The 25,793-nt window shown below is 45.8% G+C and carries 21 protein-coding genes and 1 pseudogene; 7 read left to right on the top strand and 15 right to left on the bottom strand.

Annotated features, from left to right (window positions below; all coding sequences use genetic code 11):
* Positions 1–40: 40 nt before the first annotated feature.
* From GN241_14335 to GN241_14315, 5 genes are read right to left on the bottom strand one after another with little or no spacing between them, the layout of a single operon-like run.
* On the bottom strand, positions 41–739 hold the full coding sequence (locus GN241_14335; GenBank protein XAT58435.1) for a DUF45 domain-containing protein: 699 nt from the start codon (positions 737–739) through the stop codon (positions 41–43).
* Positions 739–3,927 carry an HsdR family type I site-specific deoxyribonuclease gene (locus tag GN241_14330; GenBank protein ID XAT58434.1) on the bottom strand — a complete coding sequence of 1,063 codons (3,189 nt, stop codon included), beginning with the start codon at positions 3,925–3,927 and terminating at the stop codon, positions 739–741. The genes GN241_14335 and GN241_14330 overlap by 1 nt, the downstream gene beginning before the upstream one ends.
* Positions 3,924–5,114: a hypothetical protein gene (locus GN241_14325; protein XAT58433.1), complete on the bottom strand. Its 1,191-nt coding sequence runs from the start codon at positions 5,112–5,114 to the stop codon at positions 3,924–3,926. The genes GN241_14330 and GN241_14325 overlap by 4 nt, the downstream gene beginning before the upstream one ends.
* Complete coding sequence (locus GN241_14320) at positions 5,111–6,631, bottom strand: type I restriction-modification system subunit M (GenBank protein ID XAT58432.1); 1,521 nt, start codon at positions 6,629–6,631, stop codon at positions 5,111–5,113. Before GN241_14320 ends, GN241_14325 begins: the two co-directional genes overlap by 4 nt.
* Positions 6,632–6,645: 14 nt before the next feature.
* The gene (locus GN241_14315) at positions 6,646–7,287 is read right to left on the bottom strand and encodes a hypothetical protein (GenBank protein XAT58431.1); all 642 of its coding nucleotides are present in this window, start codon (positions 7,285–7,287) and stop codon (positions 6,646–6,648) included.
* A 772-nt stretch (positions 7,288–8,059) separates the two neighbouring features.
* Here GN241_14315 and GN241_14310 point away from each other — a divergent pair.
* The gene (locus GN241_14310) at positions 8,060–9,208 is read left to right on the top strand and encodes a hypothetical protein (protein XAT58430.1); all 1,149 of its coding nucleotides are present in this window, start codon (positions 8,060–8,062) and stop codon (positions 9,206–9,208) included.
* Between the two features lie 314 nt (positions 9,209–9,522).
* Here GN241_14310 and GN241_14305 read toward each other — a convergent pair whose 3' ends face one another.
* The 8 genes from GN241_14305 to GN241_14270 form a co-directional block, all read right to left on the bottom strand.
* On the bottom strand, positions 9,523–11,085 hold the full coding sequence (locus tag GN241_14305) for a hypothetical protein (protein XAT58429.1): 1,563 nt from the start codon (positions 11,083–11,085) through the stop codon (positions 9,523–9,525).
* Positions 11,085–11,276, bottom strand: coding sequence for a DUF2924 domain-containing protein (locus GN241_14300; GenBank protein ID XAT58428.1), 192 nt, complete (start codon positions 11,274–11,276; stop codon positions 11,085–11,087). Before GN241_14300 ends, GN241_14305 begins: the two co-directional genes overlap by 1 nt.
* Positions 11,277–11,561: 285 nt before the next feature.
* Positions 11,562–11,795: a hypothetical protein gene (locus GN241_14295; GenBank protein XAT58427.1), complete on the bottom strand. Its 234-nt coding sequence runs from the start codon at positions 11,793–11,795 to the stop codon at positions 11,562–11,564.
* A gap of 79 nt (positions 11,796–11,874) precedes the next feature.
* Positions 11,875–13,170, bottom strand: a complete 1,296-nt coding sequence (locus tag GN241_14290; GenBank protein ID XAT58426.1) for a TRAP transporter large permease subunit — start codon at positions 13,168–13,170, stop codon at positions 11,875–11,877.
* Entirely contained in the window at positions 13,167–13,730 is a 564-nt protein-coding gene (locus GN241_14285; protein ID XAT58425.1) for a TRAP transporter small permease subunit, read from the bottom strand. The genes GN241_14290 and GN241_14285 overlap by 4 nt, the downstream gene beginning before the upstream one ends.
* An 86-nt stretch (positions 13,731–13,816) precedes the next feature.
* Positions 13,817–14,809, bottom strand: coding sequence for a C4-dicarboxylate ABC transporter (locus tag GN241_14280; protein ID XAT58424.1), 993 nt, complete (start codon positions 14,807–14,809; stop codon positions 13,817–13,819).
* Positions 14,810–14,884: 75 nt separating this feature from the next.
* Complete coding sequence (locus tag GN241_14275) at positions 14,885–15,541, bottom strand: FCD domain-containing protein (protein XAT58423.1); 657 nt, start codon at positions 15,539–15,541, stop codon at positions 14,885–14,887.
* On the bottom strand, positions 15,538–16,512 hold the full coding sequence (locus GN241_14270; protein XAT58422.1) for a dihydrodipicolinate synthase family protein: 975 nt from the start codon (positions 16,510–16,512) through the stop codon (positions 15,538–15,540). The genes GN241_14275 and GN241_14270 overlap by 4 nt, the downstream gene beginning before the upstream one ends.
* A gap of 24 nt (positions 16,513–16,536) precedes the next feature.
* Between GN241_14270 and GN241_14265 the strand changes: the two genes are divergently transcribed.
* The 5 genes and pseudogenes from GN241_14265 to GN241_14245 all read left to right on the top strand — a co-directional run bounded on the left by GN241_14265 (position 16,537) and on the right by GN241_14245 (position 21,559).
* Positions 16,537–17,442: a hypothetical protein gene (locus tag GN241_14265; GenBank protein XAT58421.1), complete on the top strand. Its 906-nt coding sequence runs from the start codon at positions 16,537–16,539 to the stop codon at positions 17,440–17,442.
* The gene (locus GN241_14260) at positions 17,439–18,356 is read left to right on the top strand and encodes a hypothetical protein (protein XAT58420.1); all 918 of its coding nucleotides are present in this window, start codon (positions 17,439–17,441) and stop codon (positions 18,354–18,356) included. Before GN241_14265 ends, GN241_14260 begins: the two co-directional genes overlap by 4 nt.
* A 16-nt stretch (positions 18,357–18,372) precedes the next feature.
* A complete protein-coding gene (locus GN241_14255; GenBank protein ID XAT58419.1) occupies positions 18,373–19,281 on the top strand; it encodes a dihydrodipicolinate synthase family protein in 909 nt (302 codons plus the stop codon).
* 30 nt (positions 19,282–19,311) lie between these two features.
* On the top strand, positions 19,312–20,277 hold the full coding sequence (locus GN241_14250; GenBank protein XAT58418.1) for a hypothetical protein: 966 nt from the start codon (positions 19,312–19,314) through the stop codon (positions 20,275–20,277).
* A 472-nt stretch (positions 20,278–20,749) separates the two neighbouring features.
* Positions 20,750–21,559 (top strand): annotated as a pseudogene (locus GN241_14245) (hypothetical protein).
* A gap of 286 nt (positions 21,560–21,845) precedes the next feature.
* Here the strand turns inward: GN241_14245 and GN241_14240 are convergent.
* Positions 21,846–24,374: an FtsX-like permease family protein gene (locus tag GN241_14240; GenBank protein ID XAT58417.1), complete on the bottom strand. Its 2,529-nt coding sequence runs from the start codon at positions 24,372–24,374 to the stop codon at positions 21,846–21,848.
* Positions 24,371–25,054: an ATP-binding cassette domain-containing protein gene (locus GN241_14235; protein ID XAT58416.1), complete on the bottom strand. Its 684-nt coding sequence runs from the start codon at positions 25,052–25,054 to the stop codon at positions 24,371–24,373. The genes GN241_14240 and GN241_14235 overlap by 4 nt, the downstream gene beginning before the upstream one ends.
* Here GN241_14235 and GN241_14230 point away from each other — a divergent pair.
* Positions 25,053–25,751 (top strand): arylesterase, encoded by a 699-nt coding sequence (locus GN241_14230; protein XAT58415.1) that lies wholly within the window; start codon positions 25,053–25,055, stop codon positions 25,749–25,751. The two genes, GN241_14235 and GN241_14230, sit on opposite strands and share 2 nt — an antisense overlap.
* Positions 25,752–25,793 lie beyond the last annotated feature (42 nt).

Genomic DNA, 25,793 nt, shown 5'->3' with positions numbered 1-25,793 from the left:
CAGTATGGCAGGCATTTGCAAATATATACACCAACGCAAGTCAAACTAATGCTACTTCCAAGCGGTTTTTATGTTTTCTCCAATCTGGCAACTTTTGACTCAATAAGCTCCAGAATTCGGTTCCATGATGGGGAAACTTAACATGACAAAGTTCATGGACAATGACGTAGTCAATACATTCCAGAGGAGCCCGCACAAGGTCTGTATTTAATGTAAGCTTACCGTCTTTTGACATACCGCCCCAGCGTTTTTTGAAAGACTTAATAATGAGTTTGGGTCGCCTAATCTGTGGAAAATTTTTCAAGCACAGGTCTAGTCGTTTTTCAAAGATGATATGCGCTCGCTCCTTGTACCAAGACGACATCACGCGCTCCGCTTGGCTTGGTAGCCCTTCGGTACAAGTAGCCCAGAAGTAACGTCCCTTGAGCTTTACCTGCTGAGGCGCGCCAACTTGAATCTTAAGCCGATACTGACGACCAAGAAAAAGATGTGTTTCACCACTTACAAATTGGCGTGGTGGAGTACGAGGCTTAAATTGGTTGAAGTATACCAGTTGCTTCTTTACCCATCTTGCTCGTTTCTTTACACGCTGACGGACAGTTTCCAGTGAGGTCTGAGTGGGTGCAACGGCGACAACGGAACAATCTGGCAAAACGGAAATAGCTAGCGTCTTGCGTTCTGAAAATTGAACAGACACATCAAAACTGAAAGTCCCATATTCGACTTTAACAGTACTCATCAAGCGACCATCCGGCGCTGTGCAATTGTCATGATGTTATCCTGAATCTCATCCATTTGTGCTGTTGTCAGCTCAAGGCCGTTCTCACCTATTAGTATATCGTACATAAAATCATCAATCTCACCGCGTATTAGGTTGAGATTGTCAGGTCGCTGGAACAAATCAACGACATGGTTCTCTTTGAAGGCGAGACTTATGTCTTTTGCAAATTCAATGAGCAATTCTGAAGATGCCTCCAGCGCAACTAATGGACTTGTCAAAAGATATCCGTGGAACGCAGCTGCGTGGGGGTCATCATTCAGGTCATCCGGAACGACTGACGCACCTTCGCTTAGCATATCTTCATGTGCGTCTCGGACACGTTTAAAGTACTCGGCTTCCGCATATCGGCCTTCGATAAAATCCATAATAATTTTATCCAACATTTCTGAAAGTCTTTGGTAGAGGGCTGGATTTTCGTCCATGCGCTCAGAAATAGTGCGCTTCATAGAGCTCGATATAAAGTCAGCCTTTGCCCTATCAGTGGACAGCTCAGATAGAGTAGTTTCAACGGTTTCCATATTGAATATGTTTATAGGTGGAACCACCTGCTCAATCTCAGTCGCGCCAATATGCTCGTTCAACACTTTCTCAATACGCTTTTCGTAATCACGAAAGTCGATTTCTTCGGCATATCTGCGCTTCACTGCGGTACGAAGATTGGTGAAGCGCCTAAGGTCACGCTTGTAGCGATTGATGGTTTTTTCAGGGGTATAGTCATAAAATGTTGCTGAACCCAGCGCGGTCGCAAGCACTTTTGAAAAGGCGGTAAGGCAAACGTAAAACTCATCCCGGACCTCTTCGTCGGCGAGGAAAACTTCATACGCCTCTTCATTTGCACTGCCACTCAGAGGAGCAAACACATCAAGCAGTTGGCTGTGTCTCTGTGGGAGTTCCTCCAGAACATCACCGATACTACGTATAGCGCCTTCCAGGTCTGACTCTTCATATCCAGCCAGAGCATCATAGGTGCTGAGTGCCCTATCAAGCTTATCGAGAACACCCTCGTAATCGACTATATAACCCGCTTCCTTTTCTGTAGTGTACCCCTCATCATCAGTGTCTAGAACGCGGTTCACCCTAGCGATGGCTTGAAGTAGGTTGGCGGGTTCATCAAACTTTTTCGTAAGATAGAGTACAGCATTTCGCGGCGCATCAAATCCTGTAAGAAGCTTGCTTACAACAATAATGATTTCCGGTTCATCGCTATATTTGAATTGACTGATAAGGCCTTCATTGTATTTTTCATCATCACCCCATTTGGTCATCATTCCATCCCAGAAGGCTACAACCTCACTCGCGGGTTTCTTTTCTTCCACTGTCTCGTGGCCTTCACGTGTATCTGGTGCGGAAATTAGAATTTCGCTCGTTACCTCGCCAATAAAGTCCAGCTCCTTCTTGTATTTAACGGCGGCGGCTTTGCTCGGGACAACAAGCTGAGCTTTCAAACCAGTGCCTTGATAATTCGCTCGGTAATGTCCGGAGATATCAAAAGCACGGCAGGCGATGATTTTATCAAGGCCACTAAGCACATTGGCACGCGCATACTTTTTCTTGAAATCAGCTTTCTGTGCTTCAGTTTTGCCAACTGTTAGACGGTCGAACCATGTATCAAGCTGTGATGCATTCATCTCAGGCTTCACAAGGCGCCCTTCATAAATGAGTGGCACAACGGCCCCGTCTTCTACGGCATCACGCATTGTATAGGTATCAATAAGAGGGCCGAACTCAGCCATTGTATTGCGGTCATCTTTGGCTAAGGGGGTGCCGGTGAATGCGATGAAATTGGCGTTTGGAAATACTCGGCGCATTTGTGCGTTGTAACGGCCATACTGGCTGCGATGACCTTCATCAACGAGCGCCCAAACATCTGCTGATTCATCTCGAACACGTTCGCGACCTACAGCCTCAAATTTATTGATAATAGTCGTAATGACAGAAGCGCCACTGTTCCTGATAAGTTCAGCTAGGCCTCGGCCAGTTGTCGCGCGCTTCGGCTCCATACCAGTGTTTTTGAAAGTGCCCTTGATTTGCTTATCCAAGTCGATACGGTCCGTTACCAGCACAATACGTGCATCTGGAATGGCTGGGCTCGCAAGCAAAGCCCGCGCAAGCATCACCATTGTAAGCGATTTTCCAGACCCCTGTGTATGCCAAATTACCCCGCCACGTTTGTCTTCTTTGGAGTTGACTCTGGCCAAGGTCTTGCGAACCGCGTCAAATTGCTGAAAGCGGGCGATAACCTTGTTTGGCCCATCAAACAGGATGAATTCACGGGTAAGTTTCAACAGCCTGTCTGGTCGACACAGTCCAACCAATGCCCAGTCCTGGTTTGTAATCAATCGCCCCTCCTCAGCATGCTCCATGAATCTCTCAGAAGTGGCAAACTCATCACTAAAAATGGAGGCACGGACCTCGGCGCTAAGCGGCGTATCTATCAGCGCACGAAGAGTACGCTCACTGATTTCATTCTCTCGCCAGGTATTCCAAAGTTTTGCGGGTGTACCGGTTGTGCCATAGCGGTTCTCATTCTTGTTCAGACTGAGGAGGACCTGCGCATAAATAAAGAGGTGGGGGATATAGTCAGGCTTTTGATTACGAATTGTCTGACTGATGCCTTCAGTCACCTCAGTCGCTGCTTTTTTGTTCTCGATTACTGCCATTGGTATTCCGTTCACAAACAGAACGATATCCGGGCGTCTTGTATCGGTACTTTTACTTTGCTCCACCGCAAACTCCGGTACCATATGATAGCTGTTGTTCTCAGGGTTTTCAAAGTCAATGAATTTTGCATTTATGCTCCGATTCACTCCATCGACTTTCTGCTCTATGCTCTGAGGTAGGCATAGTAAGTCCCATTTTTCTTCAGCCTGTTTCCCATAGGTGGCGGGGGGAAGCGCCTTGAGCCTGCGTAACATGTCGTCGATGTTGGTGTCGCTAATGGAAAAGGTACTGCCGCCCCAGCTCAGCTTTTGACGTTGCAGAAAATCACGCGTGATATCTTCAAGAATGACAGCGCCGAAGCGATTACGGCGCGCATTATTGGCGTCAGCTGTGGTCAAGGGCTGCCAGCCTATCTTGGCCAGTAGAATCATTGCGGGTAGTTGGCTTGTGGCTATTTCATCTGTTCGGAATGGTGGTGTATTCATGATGTTCCTCCCACCCTTAACCTGCCGGTCAACAATTGCTGCATAAGTCCACGTTTCAGCTTTTTTATGAGTGCGAGTTGCAAACTTAAAGCGTCTATCTCTAGAGCGTGTTCCCTTGAGATTTTGGCCACTAACGTTTGCTTTTCCCGTGACAAGATTGGGATTTTTACAAGATGTATTGAGTCTAGATTTAATCCGAACCTAGTTACTCCGTTACAAAGTCTAGAAAACTGGTTCCTGACCGATGTGCTTTTAAACGCGACACCAAGGTAGATACCATCAATCTCTTTTGGCCTTGCTATCCCGAGATGATAACCACAAACTAAACTGCTGATATTTTCAGAAACCACCGCTGAAATTGCGATTTCCTCAGGAGTTTCCGAGTCCTTTGTAAACAACACATCACCAGACTGGAGTGCAAATCTTGCAATCTCAGCCTTTGATGCCGTCGACTTCATAAAGTCCAAATCTGAAGTAATGAAGTCATTGTAAAACACATCGGTGTAGTTACAGAGCATCGTAGGTTGTTGGCCAGCATATGTTTTCTTGTCGACATTACTGAACCGAACAGTGGCTACTTCCGTCAGTGGTCGGGTTTCATCGGCTGATTCAATCGCCCGTTGGCATACACCTTTGTAGCTTCGCTCCTTGGACATAATTTCTTGCGAAATCGTGCTAATTCCAGAATCACAATCAGAGAGAATTTCAACTATCTTTTCCTGCTCAGAGTTGGTAGGTAGCCAGAGAGCAATCTGCGCTAATTCCTTAGAGTAAATATGGACAACTGAATTTCCTGTTGCCAGCCGATATTTTTGGCGATTAGATTCCCAACTATTTAGAGCGTGCGCTAAAAAGATTGCGTTTTGACCATGTCCTCGTAGTACGATAGCATCGCCGCCCACGTAGGCTTCTTGCTCACCAACAAATGCTGCTGCTTTGCCAATTTCTTTGGCGGTTTCTCCAGATGTAGGGAAGATGATATCACCTTTTTCCAACCTGAGTGCTGATTTTGCACCTTCTTTTGATACCATCGATACTGGATTTCGAATTACTTCCCCATACTGGGTATAAACTTCAGCATAGCGAATGCATGGTAAACCATCCTCGAGAACAATCTCTGACTTTGCTATACCGCTCCCACGGATGAAATTTCCCATCATACCCAATTTAATCATGTTTCTGTTCAAACCCCCAACTCCTTAAAGTGCTGACGAAGACGGGCGCGGGTCTGAGTGAGCTCTTCATCAAGCCGTTCAATTTCGGCCTGGACAGCGGCTAGGTCGATTTGCTCTTCTTCTTCGAATGTGTCGACATAGCGTGGGATGTTCAGGTTGAACCCATTTTCAACAACTTCATCCAGCATGGCCAGGTGGGCGAATTTATCTACGTCTTGGCGGGCCTCAACCGTCCTGATAATCTTATCGATATGGGCTTCTGTAAGATTGTTCTGATTGCGGCCAGCCTCGAATTCCTTACTCGCGTCGATAAACAGGATGTCCTTGCGGTCTTCAAATTCACCGCCAGCTTCCCGTCTAAAATCAAACAACAGTACAGCGACAGGTATTGCAGCTGTTGAAAATAGCTTTTCAGGAAGGCCTATTACGGTATCGAGCAGATTGTCTTTCAGTACTGCCTCACGAATGCGCCCTTCAGCGGCGCCTCGGAACAGGACGCCATGCGGCACGACCACACCGCAACGCCCTGTTTGGCGCATTGTGGTGGCCAGCATATGAAGAATGAACGCCCAATCTCCCTTTGATTTTGGCGGCACACCCCGCGTAAAACGGTAGAAGCTATCAGAGGCCGCATTTTCAGCCCCCCACTTGTCTAGGCTAAAGGGGGGATTGGCGACAACACGGTCAAACCGTTTTAGTTTCCCATTCTCCAACAATTTCGGGTCATTCAGGGTATCGCCCCATTCCAGAATTGCGTTGTCTTCGCCATGGAGGAACATATTCATCTTTGCTAGTGCTAGGGTGCTGCCATTCTTTTCCTGGCCATAAATCCTATAGTCTCCTCCCGGTATCAGCCGGGCAGCATCCAAAGCCAGTGAACCAGACCCACAGGTTGGGTCGCAAATCAGGTTGCCGGGCTCAGGCTCGACGAGACGCGCTACTAAATTGCGAACGGGTGCAGGCGTGTAAAACTCTCCCGCCTTTTTCCCAGCATCGCTGCCGAAACGTTCAATCATGTACATATAAGCTTCGCCAACCACGTCCTCTTCAATCCGTGATGGCCTTAGGTCGAGCTTGTTAAAATCTTCAAGCAGGGTTTGTAAAAGGCGGTTCCTGTCTTTTGTGGCACCAAGCTGATTTGAATTGAAACTGATGTTCTGGAAAACACCATCAAGCTTTGGCCTGTTGGCGGCCTCTATTGCGTCAATGGCTATATCAATGCGTTCACCAACATTTTCTGCTTTCCGAGCTGCATGCATCGAAGCAAATGAAGACTCATTTGGAATTTTGAATTTTAAACGCTGCATGGCGCGGGCAACTCGCTCTTCATTGCCATTGTATTCCTGCATCAAGTTTTCATGCTGGTCGCGCCAGACATCAGAGATGTATTTAAGAAAGAGCATGATGAGGATGTAATCCTTATAGATTCCACCATCGATGACGCCGCGGAATGTATCGGCTGCGCGCCATAAGATATCGTTGACTTCTTTTTGAGTAAGTTTGGTTGGGTTTTTTTCTGGCTGTGCCATAGTTCTTTTGTCCTTTAAGTCGAAAAAATTTGTCCGCGTAGTATTTTGCTAGCGGCGTCAAAATATTGGTTGGCGAGTTTTCTGCCAGCTTCTATTTCACGTTGCATATCTACGATGTTTGATTGCGTTTCACGGTCCGGAATTGGCACTTCGATTTCAGCCAACTGCCGCAGGGAAATAGATTGGATGACGTGTGTTTGCTGGATAATGCGTCCAAAATTCATGTTGTTCAGCAGCCAGGCAATATAACTTGGATGCACTTGAGATTGCGGGCGCAAAATGATGAAGCCATTCGTTGCAATCGTGTTTTCTGGCTTTAAAGGCAAATTAATGGCTTCAAGCCGTGGGCCACGCGCCTTGAACAACACATCACCGTAATTGAGCAGCTTTCGTTTGGTGGCGAGAACCTTGTCGGTGGATTGCAAGTCATTTAGCCTGATACTGTTTCTATCAACATCACGCAGCTGGATTACTGACAGATTGCCTGCCTCGGCAAAGTCCTTGCTTCCAAGCGGAAATCCAGAGAACAACTCACATACTTCATTCAACGCAATTTTCTGCATTTTACTTACTTTCTCCTTAGCGCTTCTGGCGCTTTGAGGTTTGGCGACCTTTAGTGTTTTTCCTGTAGTGTCTACCCCTTTTCCCATCATCAAGGTGCATCACCGTGACCATGCTGGGGCTAAAATTGTCGTTGGAAACCAGCACGGCCTTACTGCAAATCTGCTCAACTTGTGATGGAGCAAGTAGCCCCTCTTCACGAAGTTGCCTGGCGCGGCGCTTGGTGACTGTGAAAGATATACAATTTCCACCTACATGAATTTCCTTGTCTGCAAAAGTTATAACCATCTTTGCAACAGACGGCTTTATGCCCCGCTGCTGCATCCTTTGCGAAGCGTGTGCTCCGATAAATATGTCAAATTTGGGTCCATCTTCTATTGGAAAAAGCCTTTATTTTCTGCCTACAATAAATTAAATAGGTGACCTGCCCTTAGATGTCAACAAAAAATGTGAAAAAAATTTTTATAGGCAGAAAATAAAAAAATATCAGCGATGCAATCGTGGTCACCTTGCAGCAAACTTTCAGGTAATTATCCATCCTTTAATTGACTGAGAAGCGATTAGTACCTTTTCTTACTTTTTGCCGTCGGCGTATAGTTTGCTAAATTGTTCATAAAGGCGTCTAAGTTAGACATTTTGTCCTAAGCAAGTTAATCTGCTTTTGCTGTCGCTCTTACCCCAAAGCAAACCATTCTGTTTAGGAATTAAATTCGCCAACCAGATTGCATTTTCAAAAATAACAAAGGTTACTTGAAGGTTTAATTGGATTAACGCCATCGAATTCAAACACCTGAAAGTAATTTTGGTCTAAAGAAACACCCGTGCATAAAGGGATATATTTCCGATGTTAATCACAGTAATAGTTTCATGACTGGATATAATCACAGGCCTGATTGCCAGTGTGGCTGGTGCGTAGGTGGAGGAGGAAACTACGGCCCTCGAACTAAACCAAAAGCTAGCCAATTAGATTACAATTACAAAACAATAATTGATGCGCGAGAAACCCTTCGAAAGCTGAACGTTTCAAGTTACTCATCTTGCTTCATTAATCCCAACGCCAAGTGCCCAGTCTGTGGTCAAGCAGTTTTCTTTTATTCAAACACACATGGTAGCCGCGTCTATTTTAATGAACTAGGACCGCCATGGGAAAAGCATGGTTGCACCGATAACTCAGGACATCGTACACATAAATTACTCCAAGAACCTCATGCACTGGAGCGACGCTCAAGAAATCAAATTCAGGATATTGCCCTTGCTGCCAAAATCGCTGGTAGTAATGTCGCAAGCAGAATTTTCAGTAACAGGACATCTAAGTGGAAGTTGTGTGTTGCACTAAGTGTAACAAGGGAACGTTCTAAAGTTTCAGTATTAGTTGAGACCTTGTCGGCTTCAATTACTGCAAAGACTAAGTTCTCAATCTACTGCAATGAGGACATCATCAATGAGGGAGATGTGGTCAGCAATAAGGGTCACCTATATTCATTTGTTCGCAGGGACACTTTGGACAGCATTTTGGCCGTGGAAGGTCAAGTATTTGGAGAAATTGACTTACCTAATTCAGACGCAGACAGAAAAGAATTACCGAACAGCTTGGCTGAAATGGAACCATCGGAAAATCGCCATTTTAATAGCAAGGCCATGTCGAGAAAGGCGATGGTAGGAAAGTATGCTCCAATTTTAAAATCCTTTTCACATAGAAGAATTGTGGGACCTAGAAATGTATCACACTACTTAAATGAAATTGGTCATAAAACTGCCTGCGGGGAACATTGGACACCGCGTTTAGCCTTCTTTTTGATAAAAATTCTTAATGCACCAATGGAAAGACAGCGAAAAGGCTCCCCGATTAAACCAGCAAAGAAAACAAAAGGACCTCTCAAAAAAATGCGTTCAAAAAGTCTCCGGTCCAAGAAAAGAAACGTAAAGCCCAGCCTTGACCATATAACTGAAAAACTCTCCAAACTTGGGACGGTCATTAGAATTAATAAGCAGGACACGAATGGTAAAGATAAGTAAATAAGCTAGTCGCTAAAATGTTATGGAAATATAGGGGTGGACCGCTTTTGGGACCACTTTTCAAAAATGGCACTTCACTAAATCATTGATAATAAACAACCTTATTAAAGTTCGGTCGCATCCCCGGTGCGCCACTAACCCCCTTACTTTTATAGATCTATCACTTATCCAAGCTATACCGCTGAATTGCTTGTACCTTTTGGGATGGCTGTTCATCGTGAGCAACTTACAGAGCTCTCCACACGCCCAAAACACCCCTCAAACAGCCAAAGATCTCTGGCAAAACGCAGCGCATGGAGTTGGGGGAGTTATGGTTAAATGAGGCTTGGAGCTTTAAGCAGCTGTGCCACACTAAGGTCAGGCGCATGCTGCCCTTTGAGAAGCATTTCAACTTGATCAGGTTTTAGGATAGCGAGCGGTAGATTGCGCGTAATGGTTTCAACACTTGTCTTTTCTTGCATTGCAAGTTCCTGAACGGATCCTACTTTGCCTTTTGAAAGCGATTGATACCATTTCCAGCTTTTTGCAACACATAGGATCAATTCTTGGTTTGGAGTGTTCTGAGGAATATCACTTAAAATAACCTTGTTTCTTTTTCCAACACTGCGCGGCTTTATTGGATAGGAAAAACAGGCGGGCTCTGTAAGTTCTAAGCGCTCCGCGATGGACTTTGACAGCGTCACTTCAAGCCTGTCCTTATACAAAACCACAGTTTCCGTAAGCTCTCGAAGAGACAGCTGCATAACCTCCTGCCGTTTTTGCAAAAACATATCCGCTGATAAGTTTGATTGCTCGGCCTTTAAATCGGCCAAAAGCTTTTGCAGCGCTAGCGATGTAACATGTTCAGCTTCCTGAGCGGGCAGGGAGGTTAACTCCCCATAGGGAGGCTCCCGCCTTGTTCTATTAACGGTATAATGGCGATAGTAATTCTTTTGATTGGCTTTGGTGGGCTTGTGAACCGTTGTGGGCGCTAGCCTATGCCCGCTAGAAGAAAAGATCTTTCCAACCAGTGGGTATTGCACTTTGCGCCGGGCAGATATTCCTTTCGGGCGGGCTGCATTTTCTGCAAGCTTGTGTTGCACTTCATCCCACAAGCTTTGGGAAAGAATAGCCTCATGCTGTCCATCATAAATCTTACCATGATGGCGGACCTGTCCGATATAAATCGGGTTGGACAATATTTGATAAAGATGCCCCGTCGTAAAATACTTGCCGCCAGAGATTTTACCATTTCGATGTTCGCGCGGCGGGGTTCGAATATTCAATTCCTGCAAATAGGTTTTTACCTTACTTGCCGAGCCGAGCTTTAAATAGGACTCAAAGATTTGGGTAACAACTTGCGCATATATCTCATCAATCAAAAGCTCTCGGTTTCCAAGCCTATAGCCCACAGGCACCTTGCCGCCCATAAACATGCCCTTGGCTTTAGAGGCAGCAAACTTATCGCGAATACGCTCTCCGGTTATTTCCCGCTCGTACTGGGCAAAGGATAAAAGAACATTAAGCGTTAAGCGCCCCATAGAGGTGGTGGTATTAAACTGCTGGGTAACAGAGACAAAAGTGACTTTATGCGTATCAAAGATCTCAACCAGCTTGGCAAAGTCGGTTAAGGAGCGGGTGAGGCGATCTATCTTGTAAACCACAATGATTTGAACGCGGCCCTGTCGAACATCTTCAAGCAATTGCTGAACAGCTGGTCGCTCAAGCGTGCCGCCCGACCAGCCTCCATCATCATAGGGGGTATCATCCATGATCCACCCCTCATGCTTTTGCGAGGCGATAAAAGCTTCGCAAGCCTCGCGCTGCGCATCCAAAGAATTAAAGCTCTGCTCTAATCCCTCATCGGTACTCTTGCGCGTATAGATGGCGCAGCGCATTAGGGTTTAAGCCCAAAGAACTTGGGACCTGATCTGCGCGAGCCGGTAATGAGAGTGGCAATCTCGGAGAGGGATCCATAACAGCTCCCATTCCACTCAAAGCCATTATCGCGAACCAGCACAGTATATGTCTGCCCACGATAGCTTCGCACAAGCTCTGTGCCGGGCGAGAGGGCTGTCTGGGGCGCCAACGCCCCATTTGCCTGCCTCGTGACGCTTCAGGCGGCTTATCAGCTTTGCATGGGCGTTATTGCAGGCCTGAATGTTTCCTCGCCGTTCAAGCTGCACTTGCAGGCAAGTTCTAAGAACCTTAGCGCCGGCTTTTTCGGGTTCCCGGCATTTGAACACCCGCCGCCATTCACCAATGAGTTCTTTGCGGGAAGCTTTAGCTAAATCGGGTAAGGCCATTCTCTTCTCCTGTGTAGACAAATCGCATGTCCACACAGGCTTGCGGTGCTCCAGAAGTGAAGTCCTTTTTAGCTAATGCGCCAAACAGCTCTGCCAGAGCCTTTTCCCATCTCTTTAAGCGCCATGGTAAAGCTATCGACAAGATCATCATGGGCGCCGTATGGAAAGCCGCGCAACTCACTTAGGAATAACTCAATGCCGCTTACGCCCTTTGCAAGAAAGACCTGACCTGTATTTATCTTATGCTGAATATTCTCAAAGCGTTGTTCTTTGGACAGCCCGCCATGCTGACCCTCAACCACCTGGAAACGCCCATTGCTTGCTGACCTTGTCTAGCTCCTTATTTTCGCCCGGCCATTTTTGTTTTTGACCAAGTTGCAGTTAGCCTGCATAGCCAAACAATCGCGGTAGCCAGAGAACGAGCTCTGGAAATAAAACCAATCCCAAAAGCGCAATCATAAGAGCTACAAGGAATGGCCAAATTTCATGGATGATTTCGGATAATTTAATACGTGTTACTGCATTTAGTACAAACAGTAACATACCGTAAGGCGGAGTAATTAACCCAATCATGCAGTTTACTATTGCAACGACCCCGAAGTGTACGAGGTCGATACCTAACTCGCGACAGGTTGGTAAAAAAAGTGGAATGATAACCAAAATGATTGTGGTTGCATCTAAAACACATCCCAGAAGCAGAAGCAGCAAGTTAACACCGAGAAGAAACAGAAGCGGGTTGATATCAAGTCCAACCAAACGTTGTGCGAGTAAGCTTGGAATGTTTTCTGAGGCGACAACGTAGTTTAGGATGAGCGCACCACCTATTACTAGTCCGACCGCCGCTGAAGAACGAGCACTTTCAACAAGGATGTTATAAAGCGTGCTGAAGTTAAGTGCGCGGTAAAAGAATGCTGCAAGCATCAATGCATAAAATGCTGCCACAGCAGCAGCCTCTGTAGGTGTCGTTACACCTCCATAAATTCCATAGAGCAGGATGGCTGGCATTAACAGTGCGGGAAATGCGTTTGCAGTGCGTAAAGGCAATTGTGACAGTGGAACCGGCTCTTCAAGTGCAAACCTGCGACGGTGGGACAAGTAGGTATTCATACCCATCAGCACAGAGCCCATCAAAAGGCCAGGAATGATACCACCTAGAAATAGGTATCCAATAGAAGTGTTGGATACTAAGGCATAAAGAACCATCGGTATAGACGGTGGGATAATGGGGCCAATCGTAGCTGAGGCGGCGGTGATGGCGGCCGCATAACCACGCGTGTAATGCCCACTTTTAGTCATCATCTGAATGATGATTTTTCCTATCCCGGCGGCATCAGCGACAGCAGATCCCGACATGCCCGAAAAAATCAATGATGCCACAATATTTACATGTCCTAGTCCCCCACGAAACCGCCCTACGAGAGCAACGCAAAAACTTAAAAGCCGATCGCTGATAGTCCCGGCGTTCATAATATTCGCGGCGACAATAAATAATGGTACCGCGAGCAGAATGAAACTTTGATACAGTCCGTCCATCAAGACTTTGCCCGCAATTCCTATCCCCTGACCCGCTGCAAATAAATAGGCTATGGATGCAACCAAAATGGCATAAGCAATTGGTGCACCGATACCAGCAAGGAAAAACAGCGTGCCCAGACAGATAAGGAATTCGATACTCATTTTGTTCTGTCTTCCAAGCTTTCATAGATTGGTTCTTCGAGCCCGTAACGGATTGCGCGATAGACGACGACCACATAACGAATAGACACAGCGATTAGAAAAAAGATGTATATGGAATAGATATCTCTCATTCGAACCCAGTCGCCAAACAGGTTGGACAATGTTGCAGTCTTCTTTAGCCGCAAAATATGAAATTTGGACCATGTTGGTTCTAACGAAAGGATCAATGCAGTACAAATAGCGGTACCAATTATAATTAAGAAACAGCGTTGCATCCTTGGCCCTGCAACCTGAAATAGAATGTCAAAAGTGACATGATCTTGTTCGCGGACAACAAAGGCATTTCCCCAGAAAACCAGCCAAACCCACAACAGCAAACAAAATTCCAGTGTCCAACCGTAAAGTGAAGGATCAAGAAAAGGAAACCGCTGGGGTAGCCATTCCAAACGTGCAGAATAGCGCACGACGATCTGTAAAATGAAAGTAGCAAACATCGCAGCCATCATTGCTGCAGCAATGGCTTGCGCCAAGTGATCTAAGTAGGTCTGCAGTTTTTTCATGTAGGCACTCCGAAAATAGACAAAATCTATTTTACTAACAGGGGGACGGGATAAACCCGTCCCCCTTTCGACTGTTGCGTTTGAAGCTAGTTTCCGAGTGCATTAATCTTTTCGAGTACCCCGTCTGGCCAGCTTGCAGCAAGTTCAGAGCCTGCATATTGTGCTTGAACGTGATCACGAAACGCTTTTAGATCAGGTTCGTAAACTGCCAGTCCTTGTTCGGTCAGAAATGATACCAGGGTTGCTTCTTTTTCTAACTGTGCCTGACGCCCGCTTTCCGCTGCTGCTTCTGCAGCAGCCTTAACAGTAGCTTGTTGGTCAGCAGTCAATCCATCCCAGACAGATTTTGAAAAAGCAACATAGTTTAGATCAACTAGGTGCGATGTTAAAGCAATCTGCTTGGTCACTTCATAAAACTTAGCGTCCACGACTGTGGGCAGCGGATTATCTTGCCCATCTACCGAACCTGTTTGAAGTGCCGTGTAAACCTCAGTAAATGCCATTGGAGTTGGGTTGGCTCCCAGCGCCTTTCCCAGAAACTGCCAGGCGTCAGTACCAGGCATCCGCAAGTTAACGCCCGCTAAATCTGCTGGTGTCCGTACTGTCAACTCGTCTTTTGTTTGACGCAAATTCACGTGGCGTTGTCCAAGGTACATAACTGCCAACAGTTTTACGCCAAGCTCGTCTTCGACCTGTTGTTTGAATGGGTCCATAAGAGGATCATTGAACACAGCGACCTGATGGGCGGCATTTTGATGGACATAACCAGTGGCAAATATGGTGAACTCGGGGAAGAATTGACCAAGCTCTTGCGCAGAAGTAATCGACATCTCCAGATCACCGGACGAAATAGTTTCCAGTTCGGACCCTTGTGCGATTAGCGAGCCGTTATAATGAGGTTCGTAAGTAGCAAATTCGGCAACAGCTGGCGCGAAGACCTTTGCAAGCGCAATTGACCGTTGATCGGTTTCAGACGCGGGTGTTGACATACGCAAGGTTAGGTCGGCTGCAAAGGCCGGGACGGCTATTGCAGCGGCAGTAAGCGCCGATAGTGTGTATTTCGTAAATTTGGTAATCATTGCAATTCCTCCATATTAATGCGCGGACATATCCGCATTTTTATTCGCTGAAAAAATCATCCAACGAAATTCCTTTTACATCCCCAATGCACGTCGCTTGGCGCTGTAAATATGAGTTTGAAGGGCCGCCACGGCGCCCGGTGTATCGCAGGCCTTAAGCGCAGCTATAACTGCGAGATGTTCATCCAAAACCGACACTACAAGTTCTGGCAACATCCGAGTATCGCTATTTCGGATTAATCTGATTTTTATGGTATTGACGCGGTAAGTGTCTGAGATCAGAGCGTTCTCCATCCGGTCAACAATTAATTCGTGAAAATTCCAATCGATCTGTTGAGCGGTTTTCAGGATGTCAGAAGATACAGAAAAACTGGCTTCCTTACGTAACTTTTGATGTTGTTTTTCAAGGTTTGCGATTTCTTTTTTCGGAGCAGCCGTACAGAATTCTGCGATTGCCTCGCTCTCGATAATAGAACGCAATTGAAAGGCATCACGGACAAGCTTTACGTCGATTGAAAGGACTTGTAACCCTCTTTTTGAAACGGTTTTAATAAGACCATCCGCTTCCAGCCTAGGCACCATTTCACGGATGGCGCCAAGAGGCATTCCTGTCAGTTCGACAAGTTCACGCTGAGATACAATCTGGCCAGGTTGAATGTCGCGCGATAGCAATTTTTCTGTAAAATTTGAATAGGCATGGTCACGAAGGCGCAGGGTAGAGATTGGTGTCATGTTCTTGTCATTTGCTGGCCGAACCTTGCCTCAATGGACGCCTTAGCTTTTGGAGGCAAGGGCCGTAAGGGAGCTCGTAACTGACCCCAATCCAGATTACCCGTCATTGCCACCATTGCTTGTTTTAAAGCTGGAATGACCGGATGGGAAACAATTAGGTCCACGTCAGCGCAAAGGTCGAAATCCGCTACGTGAGATTCAAATAGTGTTCGAAGACGATTTGGGTAGAGGTTAGCCATGCCGCAGATGGAACCAGCGGCACCTAGGGCGGCTGCCTTGTGCAAAAGGCGCTCATCCCCAACCAAAACTGGAATTTTTTGGCTTTCTAAAGCCGCTCTAGTGTCATCCCATAGTCCTGCGGAATCCTTTAAAGCTATTACGCGATTATGAAATTCTTTTCGAAGTTTCAGGATCAGATTGAAAGATAACGGTACTTGAGTGATTTGAGGGATATGATAAAGTATGAACTGTGCTGAGGGGTCTGCTTTTTTGAATAATTGGGCATGCCAGTCAAACAATCCTTGGTCATCTAAATTCTTGAAATAATAAGGCGGTAATAGCAAAAACCTTTTGATACCAAGTGCCATTCCTTGCTGCACTTGCATTAGTACATCGTCAACCGCTGAAGCGCACAATCCTAGTGTTATCCGATCTGCCTCAATCCCACTGTCTAAAATAGCACAAATGGCTTCTTGCCGCTCATCAAAACCAATTGATGCGCCTTCCCCTGTTGTTCCGAACATCGTGACGCCGTCTGAACCGTTTTTAAGCACATGGTGCGCATGAATACAAAGCAGCGAAAGACTTATACGATTATCGCTATTGAAAGGTGTTAACAGTGCTGTTGAGATACCAAATTGGGTTATTGTTGCCTCCAAAAATAATAATATTAGAAAGTTAAAGTATCGGATTAAATTTAAAATTGCAAACTTATTAGCAATGTAACATGTTAGTGATATAAAATAGTTAATTGTTTAGCCGGAGATTTGAATGTAATGCCAGAGATCCTTTGCGGCGGGTTGATAGCTGTAGATTTGATATTCGAAATTGGTGACTTCCCTGCTAAGGGTACTAAAAACAGAGCACTGTCATCTAGAATGTTGATAGGCGGTGGAGCTTTGAATTCGGCTTCAACAATTGTAGGTCTTGGTGGGCAAGCAAGTCTTGCGGGTGTGATTGGAGACGACATACTTGGTAATTTTCTGAGAGACGAAATCTTGAGATGTGGGATCAATGACCGACTGGTGTACACAAAAATAGGGTCAGTAACATCGCGCTCGGCAAATCTGATTTCACCAGATGGTGAGAGAACTATCATTAACCATCGTGATGATGATCTGGCAAAAGCGGAAATTGAAATCCCAGCTGAATTTTTATTTGATGCTGCGTTAGTAGATACCCGTTTGCCTAAGGCAGCCTTGCAGATTGTGGAGGCCGCTAGACGCCGCGGAAAATCGGTAGTTGTCGATGCAGAGGCACCCGTCGCTGATGCCATGCCAGCACTAAAGAAAGCAAGTCACGTGGTATTTTCTCAGCAGGGACTGGCTGACTTTGCGGGCGAAGGTGGCGGCGCACTTGAAAGGGCGATCCGCCAACTTGGAGGTTGGTGTGCAGTCACCAGGGGCTCTCTACCTGTTCTCTGTCATGATGGTCAGAATCTATTTGAAGTGCCGGTTTTACCAGTCGCCGCGGTGAACACGCTTGGTGCGGGCGATGTTTGGCATGCAGCTTTTACACTATCGTTGGCAAATGGTCAGTCAGAGATTGAAGCGGTTCACTGGGCGAACGCTGCAGCATCCTTTACAGTTACTAGACCTTTTTACTGTGAAGTACTGCCGACTGCTGCTGATGTGTCTCAAATTTTAAAAGATAAAAAGGAAAAAATGGGGCATATAAAATGAATGCTGAACAGAATGCATCCCTTGCGCTGAACGGAATCAAGGTTCCATGCTCTATGGTGGGCAAGTTGACCGTTGCGGACAAGGAAGGTTATCTTGACCGGCAGTTGTCCGAAGAAGGTTACCTTCTTTTGCGCGATGTCCACGATCCTGATGAAGTTGCTGCTGCCCGAACTGAAGTTTTGCAACGTCTGGCCGAAGTTGGTGAGATAAATGATCCCTTTGATGATGGCATAGCGTCGGGTACTTCGTACCGTCGTAATTATTATCCTAAAAGAGAGGACTTGGGGCGCTTCTGGCGCTCGGTCAGTGAGGGCCCAGCAGTCCGCGCCGTAATAAATGGCCCGCGTATCACAAATGTGATGAGCAAGCTTTTCCAAGAACCTGCCACGCACTTCACATTCGCGTGGCTACGTACAATGATAAAAGGTCGCGCCAGCCCTTTGCACATTGATCATCCTTATATGAACCGTGGTTCGAAACGGCTGGTAACGTGTTGGACCCCATTTTCTAGCATATCTATGAGCAATGGGCCCCTTTATATACTTGAGGGATCTCATAATTGGAGTGATATTCGAGAACAATTTGAAGGCCATGATGTTGATTTAGATCCGTCTCGCCCCGGTCACATCGAAGAAAGTGCAGTTGCACTGGCAAAGCGTAAAAATAGCAGGATTTTAACATCCGAATTCGGGCTTGGAGATTGTCTGATCTTCGGCATGTTTACTGTACACGGTTCATTTGACAATAATTCCAAAACCGGCGCGGTCCGGGTTTCCTGTGACACTCGATTCCAACCTGCTTTGGATCCGATGGACGAAAGATTTGCTGGACTTAATCCTCCAGCACACAATGCGCTTGGCTACGCCTGCCTATCAGCGTCCTTACCATTGACCGAAACTGCTATAAAGCGCTAAGAGGTTATTGACATCGATGAAAGGCATTGTTCCAAGCTTAAATACTCCTTTCGATCTTAATGGCGCTCTCGATCTTATCTCACTTCGCCGGTTGGTAAATCACACGGTTGAATCTGGATGTGGTGGGATGTTGGGGCTTGCGGTTGCGGGAGAACACGCGACGCTAACTATGGAAGAAAAAACCAAATTTATTGAAGTCGTAACCGACACAAATGCTGGACGGATCCCTTTCATCGTAAGTGTAACTGCGCCTAAAGCCGAGGTCAGCCTTGCACTTGCAAAGATAGCCGCCAATTTCAATGCTGCTGGTGTTTGCGTGCAGTTGCCTGCTACATTCTCCCGCAAAGAAAACCTCGAATTTCTGCAGAGCCTAGCGCGACATTCAATGGGCTCATTGATGGTGCAAGACCTTGACTGGACAGGTGACGGCTTGTCGATCTCCGATATTCAATTTCTTTTTGAGAGGGTAGATCAATTTTCATGGATAAAGATCGAAACCCAAAATGCGGGACCTAAATATTCGGCCGTCCAGCGATCAACTAAGGGCGCTTTGAATGTCTGCGGAGGATGGGCCGTTACTCAGCTCATGGATGCCATGACCCGTGGAGTGAATGCTTTTATACCAACAGGGCTGGAGAGGGTTTATGTTACTATTTTGGAAGCATTTGGGAGGGGAGAGGTGAAAATTGCAGCCGAATTGTTCGAGCGTGTATTGCCAGTTCTTAACTATTCGAACCAACATGTCGATGTCAGCATTCGGTTTTTCAAAGAACTACGTAAGGCAGAAGGTCTGTTTGACACAAGCTTCTGTCGGAGCGTTACCAGTGATCTCGCAGAGAATGAAAAAGCTGAAAGTAGACAGGCGTTGGAAACTGCGTTGATGCTTATGAGAGATGTTATGAACATTGGGCCAGGTAAATCTTAGGGTCGAGATGTTCAAATAGGGGAATAGATTGTGGGCAAAATTCTAGGCGATGGTTTTTATACATATGTGCCCGCGCTTGATTGGGCGCGTTTACCACCAGAAGTTCATTTAGGTGATGTCGCGGGCATAGCGGTGGATGATAGGGACCGAGTCTATTTATTTAATCGAGGTGATACGCCGATTGTGGTGTTAAGTCAGGACGGCCAGTTACTAAACATCTGGGGGCAAGGAATATTTACCAACCCGCATGGCGCTTCTATTGGCCCAGATCAATGCATTTACCTAACAGATAACTTTGATCATACAGTTAGGAAATTCACACTTGATGGTAGACTTCTTTTAGAAATTGGGACTCCTAGCGTGAGCTCTGGATTTATGAGCGGCAAACCGTTTTGTAAATGTACCCATTCAGCGATTTCACCTTCGGGAGAAATTTATGTGTCAGATGGCTACCACAATGCCTGCATCCACAAGTTTGACCCAAAAGGCAGACTTTTAAAAAGCTGGGGGTCGCCTGGAACGGGCCCTGGTGAATTTAATCTTCCCCACAACATCTGCTGTGATGGTGACGGCTGGATTTATGTAGCTGATCGCGAGAATTCGCGCATTCAAATTTTTGACTCAGAAGGACGCTTTGAAACTCAGATAAACAATATGCATCGACCAAGTGGGCTAGCTATTACCCCCGGCGGTAGTCCGGATTGCATCGTGGGCGAACTTGCATCTTATTTGGATGTGAACCACGATTTCCCCAATATTGGACCATTTGTGAGTGTTTTGGATCAACAAAGCAATATACTCTCGCGATTAGACGCTGGGTGTGGAGCGGGTCTGTGCCCTGGTCAATTCCTTTCCCCACACAGCATCGCATACGATCGAAAGGGAGATCTTTATGTAGGTGATGTTGTAGACGCAGATTGGGCTTCTGTTATGCGGTATATTGAAAAACCAGACCAACCAAGAAGGTTTCAAAAATTTGTTAGAATTAATAATTAATTAAATTGTATGAGATTGAGAACTCAACCCAATGAAATAAATTTTATTCCATTAGAGCCCCTGTTTTTATCGCTAAATTAATATCAGAAATACATATGTTAGGAATTGCATAAAAGGATGTGGTTCATCGGCTTTCTCTGACGTTGTTTCAATCGGCATCGACTTAGTGGACATGTCTGAACGTATTGCCATTTGCATATTTCAAATGACCTTCGCCGTGAAAACTTCCGTTTTTCTACTCGCCTTTATAAGAAAGCTTTTTTGAATACTTCACCCAGTAAAGACGGCCAAAGAGACGCCGGTATAAATTTTTCATATTGTAATGCTCAACCTGCTATGCCCAATTTTTGCGGGCATATCGTTATGAAAATAGTTAATTTGATACGTAAAATAAAAACAACGATTCCATTTTCATGGGCAGATTCTTGCGCATTGAGGAGGTATTTTTGAATGAAACGGGTAGGGTGTTTTCATGATTGATTTAAAACGAAACTCAAAAAAAGACCTGGTACCCGCAACAGGAGTACCCAGCAGAAGATCCTCTATCTAAAGACCAGGTCAAACGGATGATTTTAAAATCAGTCGTGGCCGGTTTTCAAATTTTCTGACTTGTAAGCGATGTTTCTACTTGGACCGCGTGATGGGGTTGGATGCGCCTAGCACACCGGGATGGACGTTAAACGAGACAACGGATTTGTTGCTTAAAAAAGAGTTTGATGAATGCAGGACAACGCAAACTCCGCACCGTCTGTTCTTAATGAATAGTCTGGATCATCTTGTTCCGTTTCAGCATCCGGACATGGATAAGTGGAGAGACTCTTTGAGGCATGGATTAATAAAAAGGTTTAAGGGTACCAATATCATCCTCACCGGGGGCGTGGATGATATCTGGCAAGATACAAACACCAAAGAATTGATCGTGGTGGACTATAAGTCTCAAGCAAACAGAAAGCCGCTCGATCCAACAAGCTATCTCTCTGACGTTTATCATGAGGGATACAAAATCCAGATGGATTTCTATTCCTTTTTACTTAAAGAAATGGGGTTTTCTGTTTCGAAAACAGCATATTTTTTGCTGTGTAATGCCGATCGCGATGCAGACGGCTTTTTTGGTGAAATGAAGTTCAGCGAAACTTTAATTCCCTATGATTGGAATACATATTGGATACCATCAAAAGTGGAAGAAACGATCGAGGTCATGAATAACTCCTCAATTCCAGAGGGTCATGAAAGCTGCAAAAACTGCGCTTATGCAAAACAGAGATCATTGTTCAACGCTTGAGGTGATTTGTGTTGGTAAAAGTTTCATCATAACAAATATTTGCAACAGGAAAATTAAGGCTTCGTTTAAAGAAGCCACACGAAAAATTCTGTAGGTCATTATTCATAACTTCATCATGCAGATGATGTATTATAAGTTAAGTATTTTTTTGATAGCTGGCAAAAATAAGTGGAGCTGTGAAGCTTTCAACTTTTACCTGGAAGTCGAAATTTTATAAACCCATGTTCGCTCGACAATCTCTAGCGAGCCTGTCTAGGAAGTCATCAAGTATAGTTTTAAAAATTCACTACTCCCGTGTCCGAAGTATTTGAGTGACCGGCGTATTCAAGGCTCGTAACGCGAAAGCCATGTTTGCCAAAACATTTGCAAAAACACCGCCAAAAACGATCGCTAAGGCATTTGGCCATATCACAGTGAAATTAGTGTCCATCACAAACCGGGTAACAGCCCATCCACCAAGCGCGCCCGCTCCGATGGCAACAAACCCGGCAGCCGCTCCAAGGATAGCTGCACGCAATGCAAAGCTTAACACTATAGACCGGCGCGTTGCGCCAAGCGTTTTCAGGATGGCAGCTTCGTAACGGCGTGCATGCAGAGCAGATGCTGCAGAGCCGATAAGGACTAGAAAACCAGTCAATAGTGTTGCCAAAGCACCGTATGAGGTGGCTGCTGCAATTGAATTCAACACAGAGGATACCTGATCAATCGCATCGCGGACCCGAATTGCGGTAATATTCGGAAAGGCCTCTGCCAAATTTCGTAGTAATGATGCTTCGTTTTCGGGTGTTGTATACACTGTCGCGATAAAACTATGTGGTGCGCCAGCCAGTGCGGATGGATTCATGGCTAGGATGAACCCCATACCTGCAGTTGAAAAATCTACATTGCGAAAACTTGTAATCTTTCCTGTGATGTCGCGCCCCAAGACGTTGATCGTTAATTCATCTCCAAGCATTAATCCCATTTCCGCGCCTTCTTCTGCGGCAAAGCTGATTTGTGCAGGCCCACTATAATTTTGAGGCCACCACTCACCAGATGTGATTTCTGTTTCTGGGCTAGGGATAGAGGCATAGGTGATGCCACGATCTCCTTGGATCACCCAATGATCCCCTGCGACTTTTTCGGCAGGTTGGTCATTGATCCTAGAAATAATTCCACGCAGCATTGGTGCCTCTTCAAAGCTGTCGACCTCTAAATCAGCATTTAAAAGCTTCCGAAAAGCGGGCATTTGTGATTTTTGGATATCGATAAAGAAATAGGATGGCGCTATTCCTGGCAGATCTTGTTTTATTGCTTGTCTAAGATTGCCGTCAATTTGGCTAATTGAGGCCAAAACTGATAGTCCGAGGCCGATAGAAAGGATGACAGCCGTCGATCCTTCAGATGTTCCTCCGATTGCCGATAGAGCCCAACGCAAGATTGATCGCCCTTTAGACCATATTTGAACCCGCTGAGCGATCTTACGTGTGGCAACTGCTGAAATGTATAAAATGCTTAACGCACCAACGGCGCCGGCGGCTGTCCATAGCGTAAGGGAAATAGAGCCTATAAAATAACAGGCCAGCGCAAGCATTAAAGCCGTTAACCCAACAGAAATAAGAACATAAATAAAACGCGGCAGGGTGCTTGTTGTTCGACCCGCATCGCGAAATAAGGTTGCGGCTTTAATATTTTCGGCCTGTGCTAATGGCCAAATAGTAAAAATCAGGGCAGCTAGAGCTCCATAAACCATGGCCTCAATGATGGGGCGTGCAAAGATTGTCAACGTGATCGGGAACGGCAGCATCGCAGTAAATAGGGGTTCAAACGCAATTGGAACGCCAATACCAATGATCAAACCAATACAAATTCCCATTAGAGAAAGTGCAGCTATTTGCAAAAAATAGATCTGAAAGATTGTTGCATTTCCCGCTCCTATGCTGCGTAGGGTAGCAATTACGGTGATCTTTCGATCAAGATAGGTTCGAACAGCCGATGACACACCAATGCCACCAACGGCTAATCCGGCAAGACCCACGAGGATTAAAAAGGATCCTAGACGATCGATGAATGTAGAAATTCCCGGTGCGGCCTCGCGTGCATCGCGCCATCGCAGGCCACTACTGCTCAGATCAATTTCTACCAATTTAGCAAGAGTATCGAGATCGGCATCTTGTGGAAGTTTTAATCGATACTTGGTGCTGAACAACGTTCCGGGAGCAATAAGTCCCGATTTCTCAAGATCTTTAGACATGACAAGAGTTCTCGGTCCAAGCCCGAAGCCGTCCCCTGCTCCATCGGGTATGAGGGTGATTATGTCAGCTAGTATGAATGTGGTGGTCCCTAGTTTGAATGTATCACCAATTTCAAGCGCCAAGCGATCTGCAATTAGACGTTCCATAAGCGCAGGTGGATGATCACCAGTTTGAACAAAAACCTTCGAAAATTCTTCACCGCTGCGCAGTTTCGGCATTCCATAAAGTGGGTAGAATTCATCAATAGCCTTAATTTGGGTAAGTCCGCGTTCAATTTTTCCATTTCGTTCAACAACCACCATCGAACGAAAATCAACGATTTGGGATACAGTTGTGGCTTGCTCTTGCATCCACATGTGTTCGCTTTGGTTTGCAAATCTATAAGTAAACTCGGCCTCGGCATCTCCGCCTAAAAGCTCCGCACCTTTTGACACAAGGCCGGCTTGAATCCCGCTACGTACGGTTCCAACTGCTGCGATTGCCGCAACTCCAAGAGCGAGACACGCAATTAGGATACGAAACCCACTTAGGCCACCGCGTAGCTCGCGGCGCGCTATTTTCGCTGAAACGCGCCAACTCATGAAGTAACCTTGTGATCGATTTCACCATCATGCAGTCGAATGATCCGATTACAACGGTTTGCTAAAACTGGGTCATGTGTCACAAGGATTAAAGTCGAACCAAATTGATCGCGCAAAGAGAATAGTAAATCCATGATAGCAATGCCGTTTATACCATCTAGGTTTCCGGTGGGCTCATCCGCCAATAGGATTTTGGGTTGTGCAACTACCGCACGGGCAAGTGCAACCCGTTGTTGTTCGCCGCCTGATAGTTGACCTGGAAAATGATCCTCACGATGTGTTAACCCCACGCTATCAAGGGCGCTTCTAGCTTTTTTGAACGCATCGGTTACGCCAGCGAGCTCCAAAGGCGTTGCCACGTTTTCAAGCGCGCTCATGGTTGGGATCAGGTGAAAAGATTGGAATACAATTCCCATTTGATCTCGCCGTAAAAACGCAAGTTGATCTTCGTTGAGATCGGAGAGTTCGGTGCCTGCAACACGGACGGATCCGCTACTTGCGCGTTCAAGACCGCCAAGTAACATCAAAAGTGAAGATTTTCCAGATCCGGATGGACCGATCAGGGCCAAACTCTCCCCAGTCGAGACGTTCAAAGAGATGTTTTTTAAAATCTCAATTGTTCCAGCATTGCTTTCTAACGAAAGATGCACATTTGATAATGCAACGATGGGAATTGTCATGAAACGAAACAGCCTTGTATTAAACTTGCTATTTTCATATGGCCCTTTGGCACATCTGGGCAAGATATTAGCTTTAAGTTTTCTTACTTCTGTTTCAATTGTCGACGCTGACGAGCGTGTAGATATCCTGATGATAGGGGATAGTTTAACTCAGGGGTATGGGTTGAAAGAGCAAGATGGGCTTGTTCACCAAATGAGTGAGTACGCCTTAAGTCAGGGTTATTCCATCCGCCTTATTAATGCGGGTGTTTCTGGAGACACAACTGCTGGCGGTTTGGAGCGTATTGCATGGTCGATGGAACCAGGCTTAGACGCCGCTATCGTTGCCCTTGGCGGAAACGACATGTTGCGAGGTATAGCTCCTGAAGTCGTCCGAACGAATATGATTGGTATTCTGGAGATAATTAAAGAAGCCAATATTCCTCTGATGATTGTTGGTTCCTATGCTCCAAATAACTATGGCTCAGACTACAAAGAGGATTTTGATCGCATTTTTCCCGAATTGGCACAAGATTACGACGCGCTCTATCTTTCAAGCCTATTTGATCCGTTCATCATAAATGGTGGTCTTAATCAAAATATGAGCCAGTTTTTTCAGGCTGATGGGCTTCATCCAAATGCGGAAGGGGTCACAAAAATCATCGATTCAATTGGTCCGGTTTTCTTGGAGTTAATTGAGGCTACATCTCAAAAATAGATAATATAGTATAAAATAAATTTTAATGCAGTTAGATAACTA

The organism is Rhodobacteraceae bacterium IMCC1335 (genome assembly GCA_039640495.1).
Lineage (GTDB): Bacteria > Pseudomonadota > Alphaproteobacteria > Rhodobacterales > Rhodobacteraceae > Thalassovivens.
The sequence above is the reverse complement of the archived record's forward strand: the minus strand, read 5'-3'. Positions and strand labels throughout refer to the sequence as shown.